At 66.0% G+C, this 16,069-nt stretch carries 15 protein-coding genes; 11 read left to right on the top strand and 4 right to left on the bottom strand.

The window, feature by feature from the left end:
- Positions 1-109: 109 nt before the first annotated feature.
- Positions 110-2,434 (bottom strand): ATP-binding protein, encoded by a 2,325-nt coding sequence (locus WKW80_RS08540; RefSeq protein ID WP_340363128.1) that lies wholly within the window; start codon positions 2,432-2,434, stop codon positions 110-112.
- Between the two features lie 117 nt (positions 2,435-2,551).
- Between WKW80_RS08540 and WKW80_RS08535 the strand changes: the two genes are divergently transcribed.
- From WKW80_RS08535 to WKW80_RS08525, 3 genes are all read left to right on the top strand, one after another.
- Positions 2,552-3,751 (top strand): threonine ammonia-lyase, encoded by a 1,200-nt coding sequence (locus WKW80_RS08535; protein ID WP_340363127.1) that lies wholly within the window; start codon positions 2,552-2,554, stop codon positions 3,749-3,751.
- Positions 3,752-3,917: 166 nt separating this feature from the next.
- Positions 3,918-4,070: a hypothetical protein gene (locus WKW80_RS08530; RefSeq protein WP_340363126.1), complete on the top strand. Its 153-nt coding sequence runs from the start codon at positions 3,918-3,920 to the stop codon at positions 4,068-4,070.
- A gap of 149 nt (positions 4,071-4,219) precedes the next feature.
- On the top strand, positions 4,220-6,070 hold the full coding sequence (locus tag WKW80_RS08525) for a phosphoenolpyruvate carboxykinase (GTP) (RefSeq protein WP_340363125.1): 1,851 nt from the start codon (positions 4,220-4,222) through the stop codon (positions 6,068-6,070).
- Positions 6,071-6,141: 71 nt separating this feature from the next.
- Here WKW80_RS08525 and WKW80_RS08520 read toward each other — a convergent pair whose 3' ends face one another.
- Positions 6,142-6,675, bottom strand: coding sequence for a hypothetical protein (locus WKW80_RS08520; protein ID WP_340363124.1), 534 nt, complete (start codon positions 6,673-6,675; stop codon positions 6,142-6,144).
- A 108-nt stretch (positions 6,676-6,783) separates the two neighbouring features.
- Here WKW80_RS08520 and WKW80_RS08515 point away from each other — a divergent pair, with 108 nt between their 5' ends.
- The 5 genes from WKW80_RS08515 (at position 6,784) to WKW80_RS08495 (ending at position 12,387) form a co-directional block, all read left to right on the top strand.
- A complete protein-coding gene (locus WKW80_RS08515; RefSeq protein WP_340363178.1) occupies positions 6,784-7,818 on the top strand; it encodes a LysR family transcriptional regulator in 1,035 nt (344 codons plus the stop codon).
- A 296-nt stretch (positions 7,819-8,114) separates the two neighbouring features.
- Positions 8,115-8,921 carry a metallophosphoesterase gene (locus tag WKW80_RS08510; RefSeq protein ID WP_340363123.1) on the top strand — a complete coding sequence of 269 codons (807 nt, stop codon included), beginning with the start codon at positions 8,115-8,117 and terminating at the stop codon, positions 8,919-8,921.
- Between the two features lie 63 nt (positions 8,922-8,984).
- Entirely contained in the window at positions 8,985-10,292 is a 1,308-nt protein-coding gene (locus tag WKW80_RS08505; protein WP_340363122.1) for a D-amino acid dehydrogenase, read from the top strand.
- Between the two features lie 100 nt (positions 10,293-10,392).
- Entirely contained in the window at positions 10,393-10,920 is a 528-nt protein-coding gene (locus tag WKW80_RS08500) for a hypothetical protein (RefSeq protein WP_340363121.1), read from the top strand.
- A gap of 237 nt (positions 10,921-11,157) precedes the next feature.
- Positions 11,158-12,387, top strand: a complete 1,230-nt coding sequence (locus WKW80_RS08495) for a nucleoside recognition domain-containing protein (protein WP_340363120.1) — start codon at positions 11,158-11,160, stop codon at positions 12,385-12,387.
- On the opposite strand, the gene WKW80_RS08490 is transcribed toward WKW80_RS08495, so the two are convergent.
- On the bottom strand, positions 12,384-12,731 hold the full coding sequence (locus WKW80_RS08490) for a DUF7709 family protein (RefSeq protein ID WP_340363119.1): 348 nt from the start codon (positions 12,729-12,731) through the stop codon (positions 12,384-12,386). The genes WKW80_RS08495 and WKW80_RS08490 overlap by 4 nt on opposite strands.
- Before the next feature lie 95 nt (positions 12,732-12,826).
- Between WKW80_RS08490 and WKW80_RS08485 the strand changes: the two genes are divergently transcribed.
- Positions 12,827-13,366: a flavin reductase family protein gene (locus WKW80_RS08485; RefSeq protein WP_340363118.1), complete on the top strand. Its 540-nt coding sequence runs from the start codon at positions 12,827-12,829 to the stop codon at positions 13,364-13,366.
- A 249-nt stretch (positions 13,367-13,615) separates the two neighbouring features.
- On the opposite strand, the gene WKW80_RS08480 is transcribed toward WKW80_RS08485, so the two are convergent.
- Entirely contained in the window at positions 13,616-14,536 is a 921-nt protein-coding gene (locus WKW80_RS08480; protein ID WP_340363117.1) for an isopenicillin N synthase family dioxygenase, read from the bottom strand.
- 50 nt (positions 14,537-14,586) lie between these two features.
- Here WKW80_RS08480 and WKW80_RS08475 point away from each other — a divergent pair, with 50 nt between their 5' ends.
- The gene (locus WKW80_RS08475) at positions 14,587-15,138 is read left to right on the top strand and encodes a BON domain-containing protein (RefSeq protein WP_340363116.1); all 552 of its coding nucleotides are present in this window, start codon (positions 14,587-14,589) and stop codon (positions 15,136-15,138) included.
- Entirely contained in the window at positions 15,135-16,067 is a 933-nt protein-coding gene (locus WKW80_RS08470) for a DMT family transporter (protein WP_340363115.1), read from the top strand. The genes WKW80_RS08475 and WKW80_RS08470 overlap by 4 nt, the downstream gene beginning before the upstream one ends.
- Positions 16,068-16,069: the final 2 nt, after the last annotated feature.

Genomic DNA, 16,069 nt, shown 5'->3' with positions numbered 1-16,069 from the left:
CCGCCGCAGGGCATCGCAATCGCGGCGGCATCTTCCGCAGAAGTGGGGATCAGCCAGGGCGAGCCACGGCCATGAAGACGCCAAGTCGCTGAAAAAAATCCGCCGGCGACTACCGGATGAAGCCCATGCCGCGCGACTCGCGTACCTCCGGCTTGATGCGGTGCTCCGCGTCGAGCTGGTCGAGGAACTCGGCAGCCGAAAACTCGGTCGCGAGGATGTCGGTCTGGCGCTTCACCGCGGCAAAGTCACCGGGACAGAGTTGCTCCAGCTGGCCCAGGCGCGCGCGCAGTTCGACAGTCAGCAGCGTCGCATCGCCCGCCAGCGCCTCGACGATGAACATGCGCTCGCGCTGCGCTGCCGTCAGCGGCATGAACTTGATCTTGAAGGTGAAGCGTCGCAGCGCCGCCTGGTCGAGCCGGTCCAGCAGGTTGGTGGTGCAGACGAACACGCCGTTGAAGCGCTCCATGCCCTGCAGCATCTCGTTGACTTCGGTGACTTCGTAGGTGCGCTGCGCGCCGCGGCGGTCCTGCAGGAACGAGTCGGCCTCGTCGAGCAGCAACACGGCTTTTTCAGCCTCGGCTTCCTTGAACATCGCGGCCATGTTCTGCTCGGTCTCGCCGACGTACTTGCTCATCAGGTCGCTGGCCTGCTTGATGATCAGCGGCCGGGCGATGGCCTTGGCCAGGTGCTCGGCCAGCGCCGTCTTGCCGGTACCCGGCGCACCATAGAAACAAAGCGTGCCGTGGCCGCGCACCCTGATCGCCTCGACGATGCGCGGAATCTCGAAGCGCGTCTCGACGTTGAGCATGTCCAGGTCATAGGTGGTGACGCTGCGGCGCTCGCCGCGTCCCGTTTCAGTGGTGCCCAGCGCCAGGTCCGCGTTCTTGAGTTGACGCTCGATCAGCGATTCGACCGTCACCTCATCGGTCTTGGCAAGCTCGGCAAAGCGCGCCGCCGTGCGGATCTGCGCCGGCGTCAGCCCCTTGCGCTCGGCCAGCCGCGCGGTGAAGGCTTCCGACACCGGCACACCCTCCAGCGTCTTGCGCACCAGCTGCTCGCGCGCGCCCGGCGGCGGCGACTTGAGCTCGAGGTGATACGCGAAGCGGCGCCGGAAGGCCGGGTCGATCTGCTCGATGCGGTTGGTTACCCACAGCGTGGGCACGGCATTCGATTCGAGGATCTGGTTGACCCAGGCCTTGCCGCTGACGCTGCCGCTGGTCGGCGCGGAGATCTGCTCGGCACGCGCCATGTACTGCGCGGCCTCGGTGCTGATCGGCGGGAACACGTCTTCCACTTCATCGAACAGCAACGCGGCCTGCGCGCTGCCCTTGAGGAACACCTGCGCGATCTGCAGCGAGCGATAGCGATCGCGCCCGCTCAGCGAATTGCCGTCGCGGTCGGCATATTCGACCTCGAACAGTTCGAGCCCCGCCGCCTGCGCCACCACCTTGGCCAACTCGGTCTTGCCGGTGCCGGGCGGTCCGTAGAGCAGCACATTGACGCCCGGCTCCTTGCGCGCCACGGCGGCGCGCAGCAGCGTAACCAGCATCTGCGCCTCGTCGGCCACGAAAGAAAAATCATCGACGTCGAGCGCGCTCTTGGCCGACGGCCGGGTGAACACCGCCATCAACTCGTTCTGGTCGCGATACTCGCGCATCAATACCGGCGGCAGCTTCTCGCTGACCTTCATGAGGTCGGCCAGGTCCGTGATGTTGTGTTCGGAGATCAGGTTCTCGACCAGGCCGATGCGCTCGAGCCGCGACCCGGCGCGCAGCGCTTCGCCCACGTCGCTCGCGTTGACGCCGGCCACTTCCGCAATGGCTGCATAGGCCTCCGGCGCATTGTTGACCTTGAATTCGACCAGCAGCGAGCGCAGGTCGCGCTGATAGCGCGCGAGCGTGCCGTAGAGCAGCAGCGCGCGCTCGGCCTTGTTGAGCAGCAGCAGGCCAGCCAGCGCATCGATGTTCTTCTCGACCAGCGTCGACTGCTTTCGCAACGCGTGCGTAAGCCAGTCGCGCGTCGCCGACAGCACCGAAAGCAGGTCCTTCGGCTGATCCTTGGCGTATTCGTCGAGGTAGAAGAACAGCGTGCCTTCTTCGTAGGGGCCGCGCCAGACGCCGTGGCGTTCCAGCAGCGTACGGCTGTCCAGTTCCTCGACGCCTTTCCAGATCTCGTTGCCGGCACAGCGCCGGCCAAGGAATTCGCGCAGCCGATGCAGCACCGCGGCGGGCCAGACGAGGTGGCGGCCTGTAAGCGACAGCAGCCCGTTCAGGTCGCGCCGCACGTTGAATCGCGGTCCCTGCTTGGCCGCGAGCGTCAAGACGAAGTGCGAGCACATGAGCTCGAGCACCGGCGCGCCCTTGAGTCCAGGCGAAGGCATGGCCTGGCTGCGCGATGCAGCCACCACTTCATCCACACCGGAACGCTTGACCATTGCGGGACTACCCTTCTCCGAGCCAACTCAGCGCGACCATAACGCAGAGTTTTAGGTTGGGGAAGGATTGGGAACAGTAAAAACCCTGATGTTGCGAATCCGTCGACAATTCCCGGTATGGTTGAAATCGAACAGATCACCAAAGCGGCCGAGCGTCTGCGCGGGCAATTGCTTGATACACCGTGTGTGGAGTCGCGCACGCTCTCCGAAATCGTGGGGGCGCAAGTCTTCCTCAAATTCGAGAACCTGCAGTTCACCGCATCGTTCAAGGAGCGCGGCGCGTGTAACAAACTGGTGGACCTGTCGGAGAGCGGCGTGCGCGGCGTCGTCGCGATGTCGGCCGGCAACCACGCACAGGGCGTGGCCTATCACGCGCAACGCCTGGGCCTGCGCGCGAGGATCGTGATGCCGCGCTTCACTCCCGGCGTGAAGATCGAGCGCACGCGTGGCTTCGGCGCCGACGTGGTGCTGCACGGCGACACGCTGGAAGGCGCCCGCCTCCACGCGTTCGAGTTGGCGCAGCGGGAAGGCCTGACCTTCGTGCACCCCTACGACGACGAAGCCATCATCGCCGGCCAGGGCACGGTCGCGCTGGAGATGCTCGATGCAGTGCCCGACCTCGACACGCTGGTCGTATCGGTCGGCGGCGGCGGGCTGATCGCCGGCATGGCGGTCGCGGCGCGGGCGCGCAAGCCGGGCATCGAGATCATCGGCGTGCAGACGACCCGCTTCCCGGCGATGGTCAATGCCGTGAAGGGCCTGCAGCATCCGCAGGGCAACAGCACGATTGCCGAGGGCATCGCGGTCGGCACGCCAGGCGTCCTGACTCAGCAGATCATCAAGAAACTGGTCGATGACCTGTTGCTGGTGGACGAGGGCGACATCGAGCAGGCCGTGCTGATGCTGCTCGAGATCGAGAAGACGCTGGTCGAGGGCGCCGGCGCTGCCGGCCTCGCGGCGTTGCTGCGCCACCCCGAACGCTTCCGCGGCAAGAAAGTGGGCCTGGTGCTTTCGGGCGGAAACATCGACCCCCTTCTGCTGGCCGCCATCATCGAGCGCGGCATGGTCCGCGCCGGCCGGCTGGCCCGTGTGCGGGTGAGCGCGCGTGACGTGCCTGGCTCATTGGCCCATATCACAGCCACAGTGGCGGAAGCGGGCGCCAACATCGATGAAGTTCACCACCAGCGGGCCTTCACCGTGCTGGCTGCGCAGAACGTCGATGTCGAACTGGTGTTGCAAACCCGCGGGCGGCCGCACCTGGCCTCCGTACTGGACGCACTGCACGCGGCGGGTTTCGCGGCCGAAGAGCAGCGATAGCCAAGGTCCACGAAAGACGCAGGCGTCGGCGTATGCCCCGCCCCCGGACTTTCACCGCCTTGGTTATAGGCCAAAAGTCTCACATTTTTCGGGGGCCGACCCTGACATGATGCGCTTGAGCGTGCCCCTAAAATATCCGTCAGTTTTGCGAACCTGAGGTATCCCGATGTCCAACCCCACCCCCGTCGAACCGGGTGAAGCCGCCCTTGTCGAAAAAGATGCGGTCGAATCCATCGTCCATCTGATGCCGCTCGTCCTCCCGATCGCGGGTGGCGTGCTGATGTTGCTGCTGGCATCGATCGCCGTCTACATGGCCTGACGCAGGCACCGGCCGGGCCCGCACGGCCCAGGCCGGGACCTCCGTGCGATATACGGACTCCATAAGAAAACGTTTTCTCCAACGGTCTTCGTGCGCGATGGCGCCGAGGCTCGTTCGAAAAGACGATTTTCAAGACCAGGAGACTTCCGATGAACGCACCCGTGATGAAGGGCCTCGCCATTCAGGCGCCCAACTATGTCAAGAACGCGAAGCTGATCGCCTGGGTGGCCGATATGGCCGCCCTGTGCAAGCCCGAGCGCATCCACTGGTGCGACGGCACCACTGAAGAGTACGACCGCCTCTGCCAGCAATTGGTGGACACCGGCACCTTCAAGAAGCTCAACCCGGTCAAGCGGCCCAACTCCTACCTCGCGTCCTCTGATCCGAGCGACGTGGCGCGCGTCGAAGACCGCACCTACATCTGCTCCGAGAAGAAGGAAAACGCCGGTCCCACCAACAACTGGATGGCGCCGGGCGAGATGCGCAACACGCTGCAGCCCCTGTTCGACGGCTGCATGAAGGGCCGCACGATGTATATCGTGCCCTTCAGCATGGGCCCGCTGGGCTCGCCGATCGCGCATATCGGCATCGAGTTGTCCGACAGCCCCTACGTGGCCGTCAACATGAAGATCATGACGCGCATGGGCAAGGCCGTGTACGACGTGCTGGGCGTGGATGGCGACTTCGTGCCCTGCGTCCACACCGTCGGCGCGCCGCTGGAAGCCGGCCAGAAGGACGTCGCCTGGCCCTGCAACAAGACCAAGTACATCGTCCACTACCCCGAGACGCGCGAGATCTGGAGCTACGGGTCGGGCTACGGCGGCAATGCGCTGCTGGGCAAGAAGTGCTTTGCGCTGCGCATCGCCTCGAACATGGGCCGCGACGAAGGCTGGCTCGCCGAGCACATGCTCATCCTGGGCGTGACCAACCCGGAGGGCAAGAAATACCACGTCGCCGCCGCCTTCCCGAGCGCCTGCGGCAAGACCAACTTCGCGATGCTGATCCCGCCGGCCGGCCTGGACGGCTGGAAGGTCACCACCATCGGCGACGACATCGCCTGGATCAAGCCGCAAGCCGACGGCCGCCTGCACGCGATCAACCCCGAGGCCGGCTACTTCGGCGTGGCGCCGGGCACCAACGTGCTGACCAACCCGAACTGCATGGCCAGCGTCGAGCGCGACACCATCTTCACGAACGTGGCCCTCACCGATGACGGCGACGTGTGGTGGGAGGGCATGGGCGACGCGCCCGCGCACGCCATCGACTGGCAGGGCAAGGACTGGACACCCCAGATCGCCAAGGAAACCGGCGCCAAGGCGGCACACCCGAACGCACGTTTCACCGTTGCCGCCACCAACAACCCCGCGCTCGACGACGCCTGGGACGACCCGAAGGGCGTGGCCATCGACGCCTTCATCTTCGGCGGCCGACGCTCCACCACCGTACCGCTGGTCACCGAAGCCCGAAGCTGGGTCGAAGGCGTCTACATGGCCGCCACGATGGGGAGCGAAACCACCGCCGCCGCCACCGGCCAGGCCGGCGTGGTGCGCCGCGACCCATTCGCGATGCTGCCGTTCATGGGCTACAACATGAGCGACTACTTCCAGCATTGGCTCAACCTCGGGAAGAAGCTCGACGCTTCGGGCGCCAAACTGCCGAAGATCTACACGACGAACTGGTTCCGCAAGGGCGCCGATGGCAAGTTCGTCTGGCCCGGCTATGGCGAGAACATGCGCGTACTGAAGTGGATGATCGAGCGCATCGAGCAGAAGGCCGAAGGTGCCGAGCACGTCTTCGGCGTGAGCCCGCGCTACCAGGACCTGAGCTGGACTGGCCTGGACTTCAGCGCCGAACAATTCAACACCGTGACCAGCATCGACAAGTCGGCCTGGCGCGATGAACTCAAGCTGCACGAAGAGTTGTTCGCGCAATTGGCACACCATCTGCCGAAGGAACTGCCAGCCACCAAGGCCGCCATCGAGGAGCGGCTGGAAGCCTGATCGCCAGGTTATCCGCAGACAGAAGAAAACCGCCCTCGGGCGGTTTTTTCTTGTGTGTGACAGTCAGTTGCTCAGTGGAATTGTCCCGACTGCACGCGGCTCATTGCGACGTACAGCGAAGGCGTTTCATGCGCGCCGGTCATCTTCGACAGCAGGCTGACGGCAGGGGCGACATCGGTCGTTTCGTCCTCGGCCTTGCTGCGCGCGATTGCAGCGCGCAATTCTTCCATGATGCGCGGGTCACGATCGGCGGCTGCCAGGAACTGTGCGTCGGCGCGCGCGCTGGCGCGGCGTTCAGCGCCGGCGCGGAACCAGGCCGCGACGCGTTTCGCACCCGCTACCAGCAAGTCGCTGTAGAGTGCGACACCGGCGAAGAGCGCGGCGCAGAGCACTGCCCATGCGGTCAGCAAGTTGCCTTCGTCCCAGTTCGCAACCAGGGCTTCCGCGACCGCCAGTGTCGACGCAAGCGCCGCCACCAGCAGGAAGGCAATCACATGGCGCGTGCTGCCGCGCATGGACCTGCCATTGACGATGTCGAACAGGACCTCGGCGCGTTGGACGCCGGGGTGGACTGTGGGGTGGTTTGCGTTGACGAAGCCGGTCATGATGATTCCCTTCCAAAATTGCGTGAGCGTTAGCAGATGACTCGATACTAGGGATTTCCCTAGTGCATGGCCACTTTATATTTCTGATGCTTATCATTCACCACGATGATGAACGTCAACTTTCGCACGCTGGACCTCAACCTCCTGCGCGTCTTTGACGAGGTCATGGCCGAGCGCAATCTCACGCGGGCCGCACGCAATCTGTCGCTGACGCAGCCGGCCGTGAGCAATGCGCTGCGCCGCCTGCGCGAAGTGCTTGGCGACGAACTGGTGCGCCGCTCCGGTGCCGGTGTGGAGCCCACGCCCCGCGCGCTGGCGCTGTGGCCCACCATCCGCGATGCGCTTCGACACCTGCAGCACACCCTGGCTCCGAGCGACTTCGACCCTGCCACCGCCGACACGGCCTTCGTGCTGGCCATGGCCGACGCGACCGCCGCCGAGCTGATTCCTGTGCTGGTGCAGATGGCGCAGCGCGAGGCGCCTGCCGTGTCGATCCGCGTGGTACCGCTGACCACACGGGATCCGCGGCAGTTGCTGGAGAGCGAGGGCGCGGACATGGCCGTCGGCTACTTCCCGGCGGTGCTGGCCAGCCTGACGGCGCGCGGCCAGTCGGGCACGGCCGCGCCGTTCGAGGCGCAACGGCTCTATGTGGGGCAATACGTGTGCGTGATGCGCAAGGACCATCCGCTGGCGCAGAAGCCGCTGACGCTCGACGAATACTGCGCGGCGCGCCACCTGCTGGTGAGCTTCTCCGGGCGGCCCTATGGCTTCATCGAGCAGACGCTCGCAGCGCTGGGGCGGGAGCGGCACATCGTGGTCACGGTCAACCAGTTCTTCACGGCCGGACGGGTGGTGGCCAACACCGACTTGCTGACGGTGCTGCCCCGCCATTTCGTCAAGGTGACCGGCTTCGATGATCAGTTGGTGCTGCGCGACCTGCCCTTCGACCAGCCACTGGTGCACGTCGACGCGGTGTGGCACCGGCGGGCACAGCATGGCCATGCGCACGAGTGGCTGCGCGATGCGCTGGTGCGGGCGGCCGGGGTGGCGTTTTCGCCCAACGCCGAGGCGCCTCCTGCCGGCGCCGGCTTGCCGCCGAAATTACCTGACGACGCTCAGCCAGGCGCTGGCGGCGGCACGTAGTTCGTGCGCTTGGCGGAGGCTCAGGCCGGCGCGGGAGTCGGCGCTCTCGAACAGCATCGCGGCATAGCTCGAAGGCACTGCTGCAGGAGCGGGACGGAAGAAACGGAGCAGTTGACCGAACAGGGAGAACATGAAAGAGCGCGGCCGAAGCTCGCGTTGAAGTGTTGATGAACCAAGATTAAGGGTTTTCCCCTATCTTTCAACGGCAGAGTCATGCACAAAACACATAAACGCATCCGCCGTTCCCTTGTCTGGCGAGAACCGGACATAGTGCACAGACGGTCTAGACTGCCAGAATGAAGCTTCAGTTGCTGTCAGACCTGCACCTCGAATCGCATCCGCACTTCGTGCCGCAGCCTGCGGCCGGAGCCGACCTGCTGGTGTTGGCAGGCGACATCGGCTCCTACCAGCAGGGCACGCGCCTGGACAGCCCGGACTTCGGGCTTGGGCTGTTCTCGCCGCGCAAGGGCTGGCCGACGCCGGTCATCTACGTGCCCGGCAACCACGAATACGACAGCGACGACTTCGACGCGGTGCACAGTCGCCTGCGCGAGTGGTGCGACGCCCTCGGCATCCTCTGGCTGGAGCGCGAGACGCTGGAGATCGATGGCGTCCGCTTCGTCGGGACCACGCTCTGGAGCGATTTCGACGCACTGGTCGACCCTGCGGCAGGCATGACCGAGGTGCTCAAAGCGCGCGGCAAAGCCATGCGCGCCGCCGATCACTACCTGGCCACAGCGGCCACGACGCGTGGCGGTCGGCCCTTCATGTCCGAGGCCCTGAGAGAGCACTCACTCTTGTGCCAGGCCTGGTTGCGCAATGCATTGGCTGAACCGTTCGACGGCACGACGGTAGCGGTCACGCACTTCGCCCCGACGCTGGCGAGCGCCGATCCGCGCTACGGGCTGTCGCCGGGCACCGCCGGATTCTGCAATTCGCTCGACGAGTTGCTGCCGCTGGCCAAGGTCTGGCTGCACGGCCACCTGCATTGCGCCTTCGACTACGTGAAGGACGGGTGCCGCGTCGTCGCCAACCCGCTGGGCTACCGCAGCAAGGGCGAGCAGGCGACGTTCAACCCGACGCTGACCATCGACATCGATTGACCGGGCAGCCGCGCCGCGCGGGCGGCCACAAGCCCTTCTCGAAGCTGCGGGGAGAATCGGCGGATGAAAGTCATCGTCCTGGGCGCTGGCGTGATCGGCATCCACACTGCCTGGTACCTGCTCGAACGCGGGCATCACGTCACCGTCGTCGACCGCCAGCCCGATGCGGCCATGGAAACGAGCTTCGCCAACGCGGGGCAGATTTCGGTGAGCTATTGCGAACCATGGGCCTACAAGGGCGCACCGGCCAAGTTGCTGAAGTGGATGTTCCGCAACGACGCGCCGCTGCTCTTCAGGCCGCGCTTCGACTGGCAACAGTGGCGCTGGGGGCTGAAGTTCCTGACGCAGTGCAACGATGCCGCATTTGCGCGCAACGTGGCGCAGATCATCGCGCTGGGAGGCTACAGCCATCTCGCGCTGAAGGAGGTCGTGGCCCGCACCGGCATCGAATTCGACCGGCTCGAGCGCGGCATCGCGCATTACTTCACCGACGAGAAATCGCTGGCCGGCGCGGCGCATGCGGCTGCCTTGATGCGGCCCTACGGTATCGAGCGGCGGGTGGTGAGTCGCGACGAGTTGCTGGCCATCGAGCCGGCGCTGCGCAGCTTCGGCGAACACATCGTCGGCGGCACCTACACGGCGAGCGACGAATCGGGCGATGCGTGCGTCTTCACGCAGGCGCTGGCACGGCGCTGCGCGGCCCGCGGGGCGCGCATGCTGTTCGGGAGACGCGTGCTGCGGTTGAACAAGGCGGGCGGCGAGATCGAATCGGTCGAGGTGACGGGCGGCTCGACGCCGGGTTCGGCACAGAACGACCTGACGCTGCGCGCCGACGCCGTGGTCGTTGCCTGCGGCTCCTACAGCGCGCCGCTGCTGCGCACGGTGGGCGTCGACCTGCCGATCTACCCCGGCAAGGGCTACAGCGCCACCTTCGCGCTGCGAAAGCCCGAGGGCGCCCCCTGGATCAGCACCATCGACGACACCGTGAAGTGCGCGATGACGCGGCTCGGCGACCGCCTGCGCGTGGCCGGCACGATCGAGCTCAGCGGCTACGACCATGCGCTCGACACGCCGCTGGCGCGCCAGCGCTGCCGCATGCTGGCCCAACGCATCGAGCAGGTGCTGCCCGGTGTATGCGACACGCGCAGCGAGGCCGAAGGGGGACAGCCGAATTTCTGGACTGGCCTGCGCCCGGCCACGCCGACCAACATCCCGTACATCGGCCGCACGCGCGTCGGCAAGCTATGGGTCAACGCAGGCCACGGAACACTGGGCTGGACGCACGCCGCGGGCTCCGGCAAGGCGATGGCCGAGTTGATCAGCGGCAATGCGGCGCCGATCGAGGGCTTCGGATTTGCGGCCGGGGTTTAGAGCATCTGCTCCAACTATCCGACATATCTAGCTTTTGCCGACTAGGCCTTCGGCGAGAAGATTCATGCATACCAACTTGAACCCCCAAAGGAAAAGAATCATGTCGAACCAATCCCTCGCCAACACCGCCAACCACGTCGTCGCCCAGTACAGCGCTGCTGGCAAGACCCTGAACCAGGCCTATCGCGCCACCGTCGAGCGCGTGCTCGGCGACGCCAAGACCCGTTTCGCGTCGGTCCTGGAAGCTCGTTCGATCCCCATGGTCAACGAACAGATCAAGTCGGAACTGGTGAACGCCCAGGAACTGCTGGCTGGCTACATGCTCAAGGGCGTGCAAGCTGCCTACGATCGCGCTGACCAAGCCATCGATGCGATCTCGACGCGCGCCGCCAGCGGCATCGAATCGGTCGAAAACGCCGTTGCCCGCGTTGAATCCTCCATCAAGCTCGCCAACTTCGACGCAGTGCGCACGCTGAACGCGCCCATCGCTTCGCTGGCTACGAAGATCGCCGACAAGGTTGCCGAAGGCGCCAAGGCTGTCGAAGCCCGCATGGCTGTCGCCGCTGAAGAAATGGCCGAAGTCGCTGTCGATGCCAAGCCGGCACGTCGCGCCGTGCGCAAGGCCTAAACAGGCCTAAACAGGCCTAAACAGGCCTGACAGGCTGAGCCTGCGCGATGCCGCAGGTCGGCCTCGGCAAATACGCAGCGGCATCCAGCTTCGGATGCGCAGCTCAAGGAAAGGCCGGGTGATCGTCACGCACGATCACCCGGCCTTTTGTCGTGTGTCCCGATTCATGCCGCACGCGGAAAGCAGCCACTGGGCTCGCCCCTATGATCGGCCGGCATCTTCAGCAAGGGACAACGCATGCTCAACGGGCTATGGCTCGGATTCTTTCTCGTCGCGGCGGTGGCATCGTTCGGCCGCTGGCTGATCGGCGGCGACGCGACCGTGTTCGCGACCGTGGTGGAGAGCCTGTTCACGATGGCCCGGCTCGCGGTCGAGGTGATGGTGCTGCTGTTCGGCACGTTGACGCTGTGGCTTGGCCTGCTGCGCATCGCGGAGGCTGCTGGGCTGGTCGGCTGGCTGGCGCGCTTGCTGGGCCCCTTGTTCCGGCGGTTGATGCCGGAGGTGCCCGCGGGCCATCCTGCACTGGGCCTCATCACGATGAACTTCGCGGCCAATGCGCTGGGGCTGGACAACGCGGCCACGCCCATCGGACTGAAGGCGATGCGCGAGTTGCAGACCCTGAACCCGAGCGGCCTCACGGCGAGCAATGCGCAGATCCTGTTCCTGGTGCTGAACGCCTCGTCGCTCACGCTGCTGCCGGTGACCATCTTCATGTACCGCGCGCAACAAGGCGCGAGCGACCCGACGCTGGTGTTCCTGCCGATCCTGCTGGCGACCAGCGCGTCGACGCTGGTCGGGTTGCTGTCGGTGGCGCTGGTGCAGCGCCTGCGCCTGTGGGATCCGATCGTGCTGGCCTACCTGGTGCCTGGTGCGCTGGTGCTCGGCGGCTTCATGGCGTTGCTGGGTACGCTGTCGTCAGCGGCGCTGGCTGCGTTGTCTTCGCTGCTCGGCAACCTGACCTTGTTCGGCATCGTGATCGTGTTCCTGCTGGCCGGCGCACTGCGGCGCGTGAAGGTGTACGAGCGCTTCATCGAAGGCGCGAAGGAAGGCTTCGATGTGGCGAAGAACCTGCTGCCGTACCTGGTGGCCATGCTGTGTGCGGTGGGTGTGCTGCGCGCATCGGGCGCGCTCGACTTTGCGCTCGGCGGCATCCGGTGGGTGGTGACGCAGGGCGGGTGGGACACGCGCTTCGTCGACGCCCTGCCGACCGCGCTGGTCAAGCCCTTCTCCGGCAGTGCGGCGCGCGCGATGCTGATCGAGACGATGAAAAGCCAGGGAGTCGACAGTTTTCCCGCGCTGGCTGCGGCCGTCATCCAGGGCAGCACCGAGACCACGTTCTACGTGCTGGCGGTGTACTTCGGTGCGGTCGGTATCCAGCGGGCGCGGCATGCGGTGGCGTGCGCGCTGGCGGCGGAGCTGGCGGGCGTCGTCGCAGCCATTGCCGTGTGCTACTGGTTCTTTGGCTAGCACCAGGGCGGATCGGTTTCAGCAGCGCGGTCGCCGCGCGCCAAAAGCGCTTCCTGTGCAACCAGGCCAACGAATCGCCGACCGGGATTCGTTCCAGCGATCCAATCCTCGACGGGGAATAGTTCGAAGAGCCCGACCTTGAAGAGCGTCGGCACCGACAACGCGAGCTCCTTCTCGATCTCGCCTCGCTCGCCGCTGTTGTAGCGAGCCACGTTGTGCAGCATGGTCGCGACAGTCCCGGTTTGCACCGTCGTGCCGTCCTTGAGTTTGACGGCCGGAAGCTGCTCGCCCTCGGCAACGATCTTCTGATTGACCTGGGCCAGTTGTGAAGGGGGGTCGGACATTTCGAGCTCCATGAGATCGGCGTTGAACGTCCTTGGGAACTGGGGGCGTCGAGGCTTTCGACAAGGGGCTGTCGGACCGGTTGCGATCGGCCAGAATGCAATTCCCCTTGTTTCCAGCCTTTTTCGTGACCGCTCCCTCCCAGGCGCAAGCGCCCTCCTTCTCGCCCGACGAATTCCGCGATGCGCTCGGCATGTTTGCCACGGGCGTCACGATCGTCACGGCGCGGGCGGCCGACGGCTCGCTGGTGGGGCTCACGGCCAACTCGTTCAACTCGGTGTCGCTGACGCCGCCGCTGGTGTTGTGGAGCCTGGCGCGGTCGTCGGGGTCGATGCCGGCGCTCGACACCGGCTCGCACTACGCCATCAACATCCTGGCCGCGAACCAGAAGGAACTGGCCGAGCGCTTTGCGCAGAAGCGCATGGACCGATGGGCCGATGTGACGTTCGCCGAAGGGCTTGGCGGCGCGCCTTTGCTGGACGGCGCGGCGGCGAGCTTCGAGTGCTTCAACCGCAGCCGGTACGACGAAGGCGACCACGTGATCTTCGTCGGCGAGGTTGAGCGATGCACCATGCGCGTGGGCGCGTCACCGCTGCTGTTTCACGGTGGGCGTTTCTATACGGAGCACCCGCTGTAGAAATGACCCACCCCCGATGCGCCTGCGGCGCCTCCCCCTCGAAGGGGGCGATACCAGCGGCCCGGCAAAGCCGGTTCCGCGGTGGAAATGACCCACCCCCGAAGCGCCTGCGGCGCCTCCCCCTCGAAGGGGGCGATACCAGCGGCCCGGCAAAGCCGGTTCCGCGGTATCCCTGGTATTTGAGGGCGCCGGTTTCATCTGTCGCGGGTCGCGCGACGTGCGGTGGAGCAACGGTTTTGAATCGACGACCTATGTGCGCTTGTAGGTCGCGTCGAAGCGCGATTGCAGATACGCCTGCGCGGTGATCGGCTGGTAGCGCGGCGCCTCGCCCGCCGGCACGCATGATGGAATCGCGCTGACCAGTGCGTCCGGGTTCGGATCGAGGAACAGCGCGATCGAATAGCGCTCGCGTGCGGGGCGCAGCACGCGATGCGGTGTCGACACGTACACGTCGTTGGTCCAGCGCATGAGGCAGTCGCCGATGTTGCAGAGAAAGGCGCCGACCGGCAATGCGGGAGCGTCGATCCAGTCGCGGTTGCGGGGGCGGACCTGCAGGCCGGCAACGCCGTCGGTGGCCAGCAGCGTCACGTTGCCGTAGTCGGTGTGGGCGCCGGCGCCGATGCCTTCGGCCACCGCGCCCGTTGCCGGCGCCGGATAGTGCAGGAAACGCAGCGTGGCCATGGGTTGGTCGATCTTGCCGTCGAAGAAGTCCGGCGCCAGGCCGAGGTCGGTGGCAAAGGCCGCGTGCAGCATGCGGGCCGCGGCCAGGGCGGCATCGAAATACGCCTGCACGCGCGGGCGCCAACCGTCGATCGGCGGCCACGCATTGGGCGGGCGCGTCTGCTCGTCGGTCCAGATGAAGTTGAGGGCTTCCTTCTGGTCGGCGCCCTTCTTCTCGTCGAGCGCCTCGGCGCCGAAGTCGACATAGCCGCGGTTGTGGCCGAGCTTGCCGATGGCGATGGCCTGCTTGGCAGCCCTGTCGAGCGCGAAGAACTCGCGGCCGGCGGCGAAGGCGTCGGCGAGCAGTGCGGGGGCAACGCCATGGCCGGTGATGGCGAAGAAGCCGACGTCGCGGCAGGCAGCGCCAACCTCGGCCGCAACGCGCGCACGTTGCGCCGTATCACGGGATGCGAGCGGCGAGATGTCGATGACGGGAATGGCCGTATGCATGCGTCGAGTTTGCACCAGCAGCGATTGCGGTGCGCGGCTACCATCGATGCATGACCCGTTGCCGTATCGGCTCGTGCCGGCTCGCGTGGATGGCGTGGCTGGCGTGGCTGGTGGCAGGAACCGTTGGCGCGGCGCCGGTGACGAGCGACACGCCCGCGGAGCGGCGCAACTGGTTCGACGACCCCTTCTTCCAGATCGCATCCGGACTGCCCGGTTGCCCCGTGCCGTTGGGACCGTTCTATACCGAGGCCGAACGACGCACGCAGATGCACAGCCGATTGGAGCGCGGCACCAGTTGCTGGCTCGAGCACCGCTGCGAAGACAGCAATGCGTATCGCTATGACAAGGATGTGGCGCCGCGTGTGCGCAAGGCATTGGCAACGGTGCCGGGCCTGAAGCGTGCCAGCGTGTGGGTGATGGTGCAGCGACGCTGGGTCTATCTGCAAGGCTGCGTGCCGACGCGAGACCTGGCGCAGCGGCTGGAACACGCGGCGCGCGGCGCGAAGGATGTTGAAACCGTGGTGCCGGACCTGTTGGTCGGCGTGCGGGGCCGAGCACCGTATCCGGTGAATGATGACCAAGTGAACGCAAGAAAGAAATGATCGAACGCAAGACCCATCTCGACACCCTCGCCATCAGCCTGCTCGTCGCATGCTGTGCCTTCTGGGGGTTGCAGCAGATCCTCATCAAGACCACGGTCGTCGAAGTGCCGCCGCTTTGGCAGGCGTCGATCCGCATGGCCGGCGCGGTGGTGCTGCTGTGGCTCTGGTGCCGGGCGCGCGGCGTGCCGTTGTTCGACCGTGATGGCACGCTGCCGGGCGGCCTGCTCGCGGGGCTGCTGTTCGCGGGCGAGTTCTCCTGCATCTACCTGGGCCTGCAAAACACCACCGCGTCGCGGCTGACGGTGTTTCTCTATACCTCGCCATTCTGGGTCGCGCTGTTCCTGCCGCGCTGGGCGCCCTCGGAGCAGTTGCGGGGCTGGCAGTGGGTGGGCCTGGCGCTCGCCTTCGGCGGCGTGGTGCTGGCCTTCAGCGAGAGCTTCGGGCACAGCAGCGCTACGCAATTGCGCGGCGACTTGCTGGCGCTGGCCTCCGGCATGCTGTGGGGACTGACCACGCTGTCCATCCGCGCGACCAGGCTGGCGACGGCCAGTGCCGAGAAAACGTTGTTCTACCAGGTGGCCGTGACGGCGGCCGTGTCGCCGTTCCTGTCGCTGGCGCTCGGGGAGACCTGGGGCTTGTCGTATTCGGCGATGGCCTGGGGTTCGATTGCGCTGCAGACCGCGGTTGGCGCGTTTGCGAGCTACCTCACGTGGATGTGGCTGCTGCGGCACTACCCTGCCACGCAGATGTCGTCGTTCACTTTTCTGACGCCGCTGTTCGCGCTGGCGTTCGGCGTGATGATGCTGGGCGAGCCGCTGACGCTGCGGCTGGTACTGGCACTGTCGGGCGTGGGACTGGGAATCGTGATGGTCAATCGGCGCAGGGCACCAGCCGCAGACGCAAAAAAAGCCGCCTCGGGGGCGGCTTGATG

The organism is Variovorax humicola (assembly GCF_037889915.1).
GTDB classification, from domain to species: Bacteria; Pseudomonadota; Gammaproteobacteria; order Burkholderiales; family Burkholderiaceae_C; genus Variovorax; species Variovorax humicola.
This window is presented reverse-complemented; position numbering and strand designations above follow the sequence as displayed.

Coding starts and splice junctions, on each gene's coding strand:
- WKW80_RS08540 (WP_340363128.1), bottom strand. CDS start 2,434: ATGGTCAAGCGTTCCGGTGTGGATGAAGTGGTGGCTGCATCGCGCAGC.
- WKW80_RS08535 (WP_340363127.1), top strand. CDS start 2,552: ATGGTTGAAATCGAACAGATCACCAAAGCGGCCGAGCGTCTGCGCGGG.
- WKW80_RS08530 (WP_340363126.1), top strand. CDS start 3,918: ATGTCCAACCCCACCCCCGTCGAACCGGGTGAAGCCGCCCTTGTCGAA.
- WKW80_RS08525 (WP_340363125.1), top strand. CDS start 4,220: ATGAACGCACCCGTGATGAAGGGCCTCGCCATTCAGGCGCCCAACTAT.
- WKW80_RS08520 (WP_340363124.1), bottom strand. CDS start 6,675: ATGACCGGCTTCGTCAACGCAAACCACCCCACAGTCCACCCCGGCGTC.
- WKW80_RS08515 (WP_340363178.1), top strand. CDS start 6,784: ATGAACGTCAACTTTCGCACGCTGGACCTCAACCTCCTGCGCGTCTTT.
- WKW80_RS08510 (WP_340363123.1), top strand. CDS start 8,115: ATGAAGCTTCAGTTGCTGTCAGACCTGCACCTCGAATCGCATCCGCAC.
- WKW80_RS08505 (WP_340363122.1), top strand. CDS start 8,985: ATGAAAGTCATCGTCCTGGGCGCTGGCGTGATCGGCATCCACACTGCC.
- WKW80_RS08500 (WP_340363121.1), top strand. CDS start 10,393: ATGTCGAACCAATCCCTCGCCAACACCGCCAACCACGTCGTCGCCCAG.
- WKW80_RS08495 (WP_340363120.1), top strand. CDS start 11,158: ATGCTCAACGGGCTATGGCTCGGATTCTTTCTCGTCGCGGCGGTGGCA.
- WKW80_RS08490 (WP_340363119.1), bottom strand. CDS start 12,731: ATGTCCGACCCCCCTTCACAACTGGCCCAGGTCAATCAGAAGATCGTT.
- WKW80_RS08485 (WP_340363118.1), top strand. CDS start 12,827: ATGCAATTCCCCTTGTTTCCAGCCTTTTTCGTGACCGCTCCCTCCCAG.
- WKW80_RS08480 (WP_340363117.1), bottom strand. CDS start 14,536: ATGCATACGGCCATTCCCGTCATCGACATCTCGCCGCTCGCATCCCGT.
- WKW80_RS08475 (WP_340363116.1), top strand. CDS start 14,587: ATGACCCGTTGCCGTATCGGCTCGTGCCGGCTCGCGTGGATGGCGTGG.
- WKW80_RS08470 (WP_340363115.1), top strand. CDS start 15,135: ATGATCGAACGCAAGACCCATCTCGACACCCTCGCCATCAGCCTGCTC.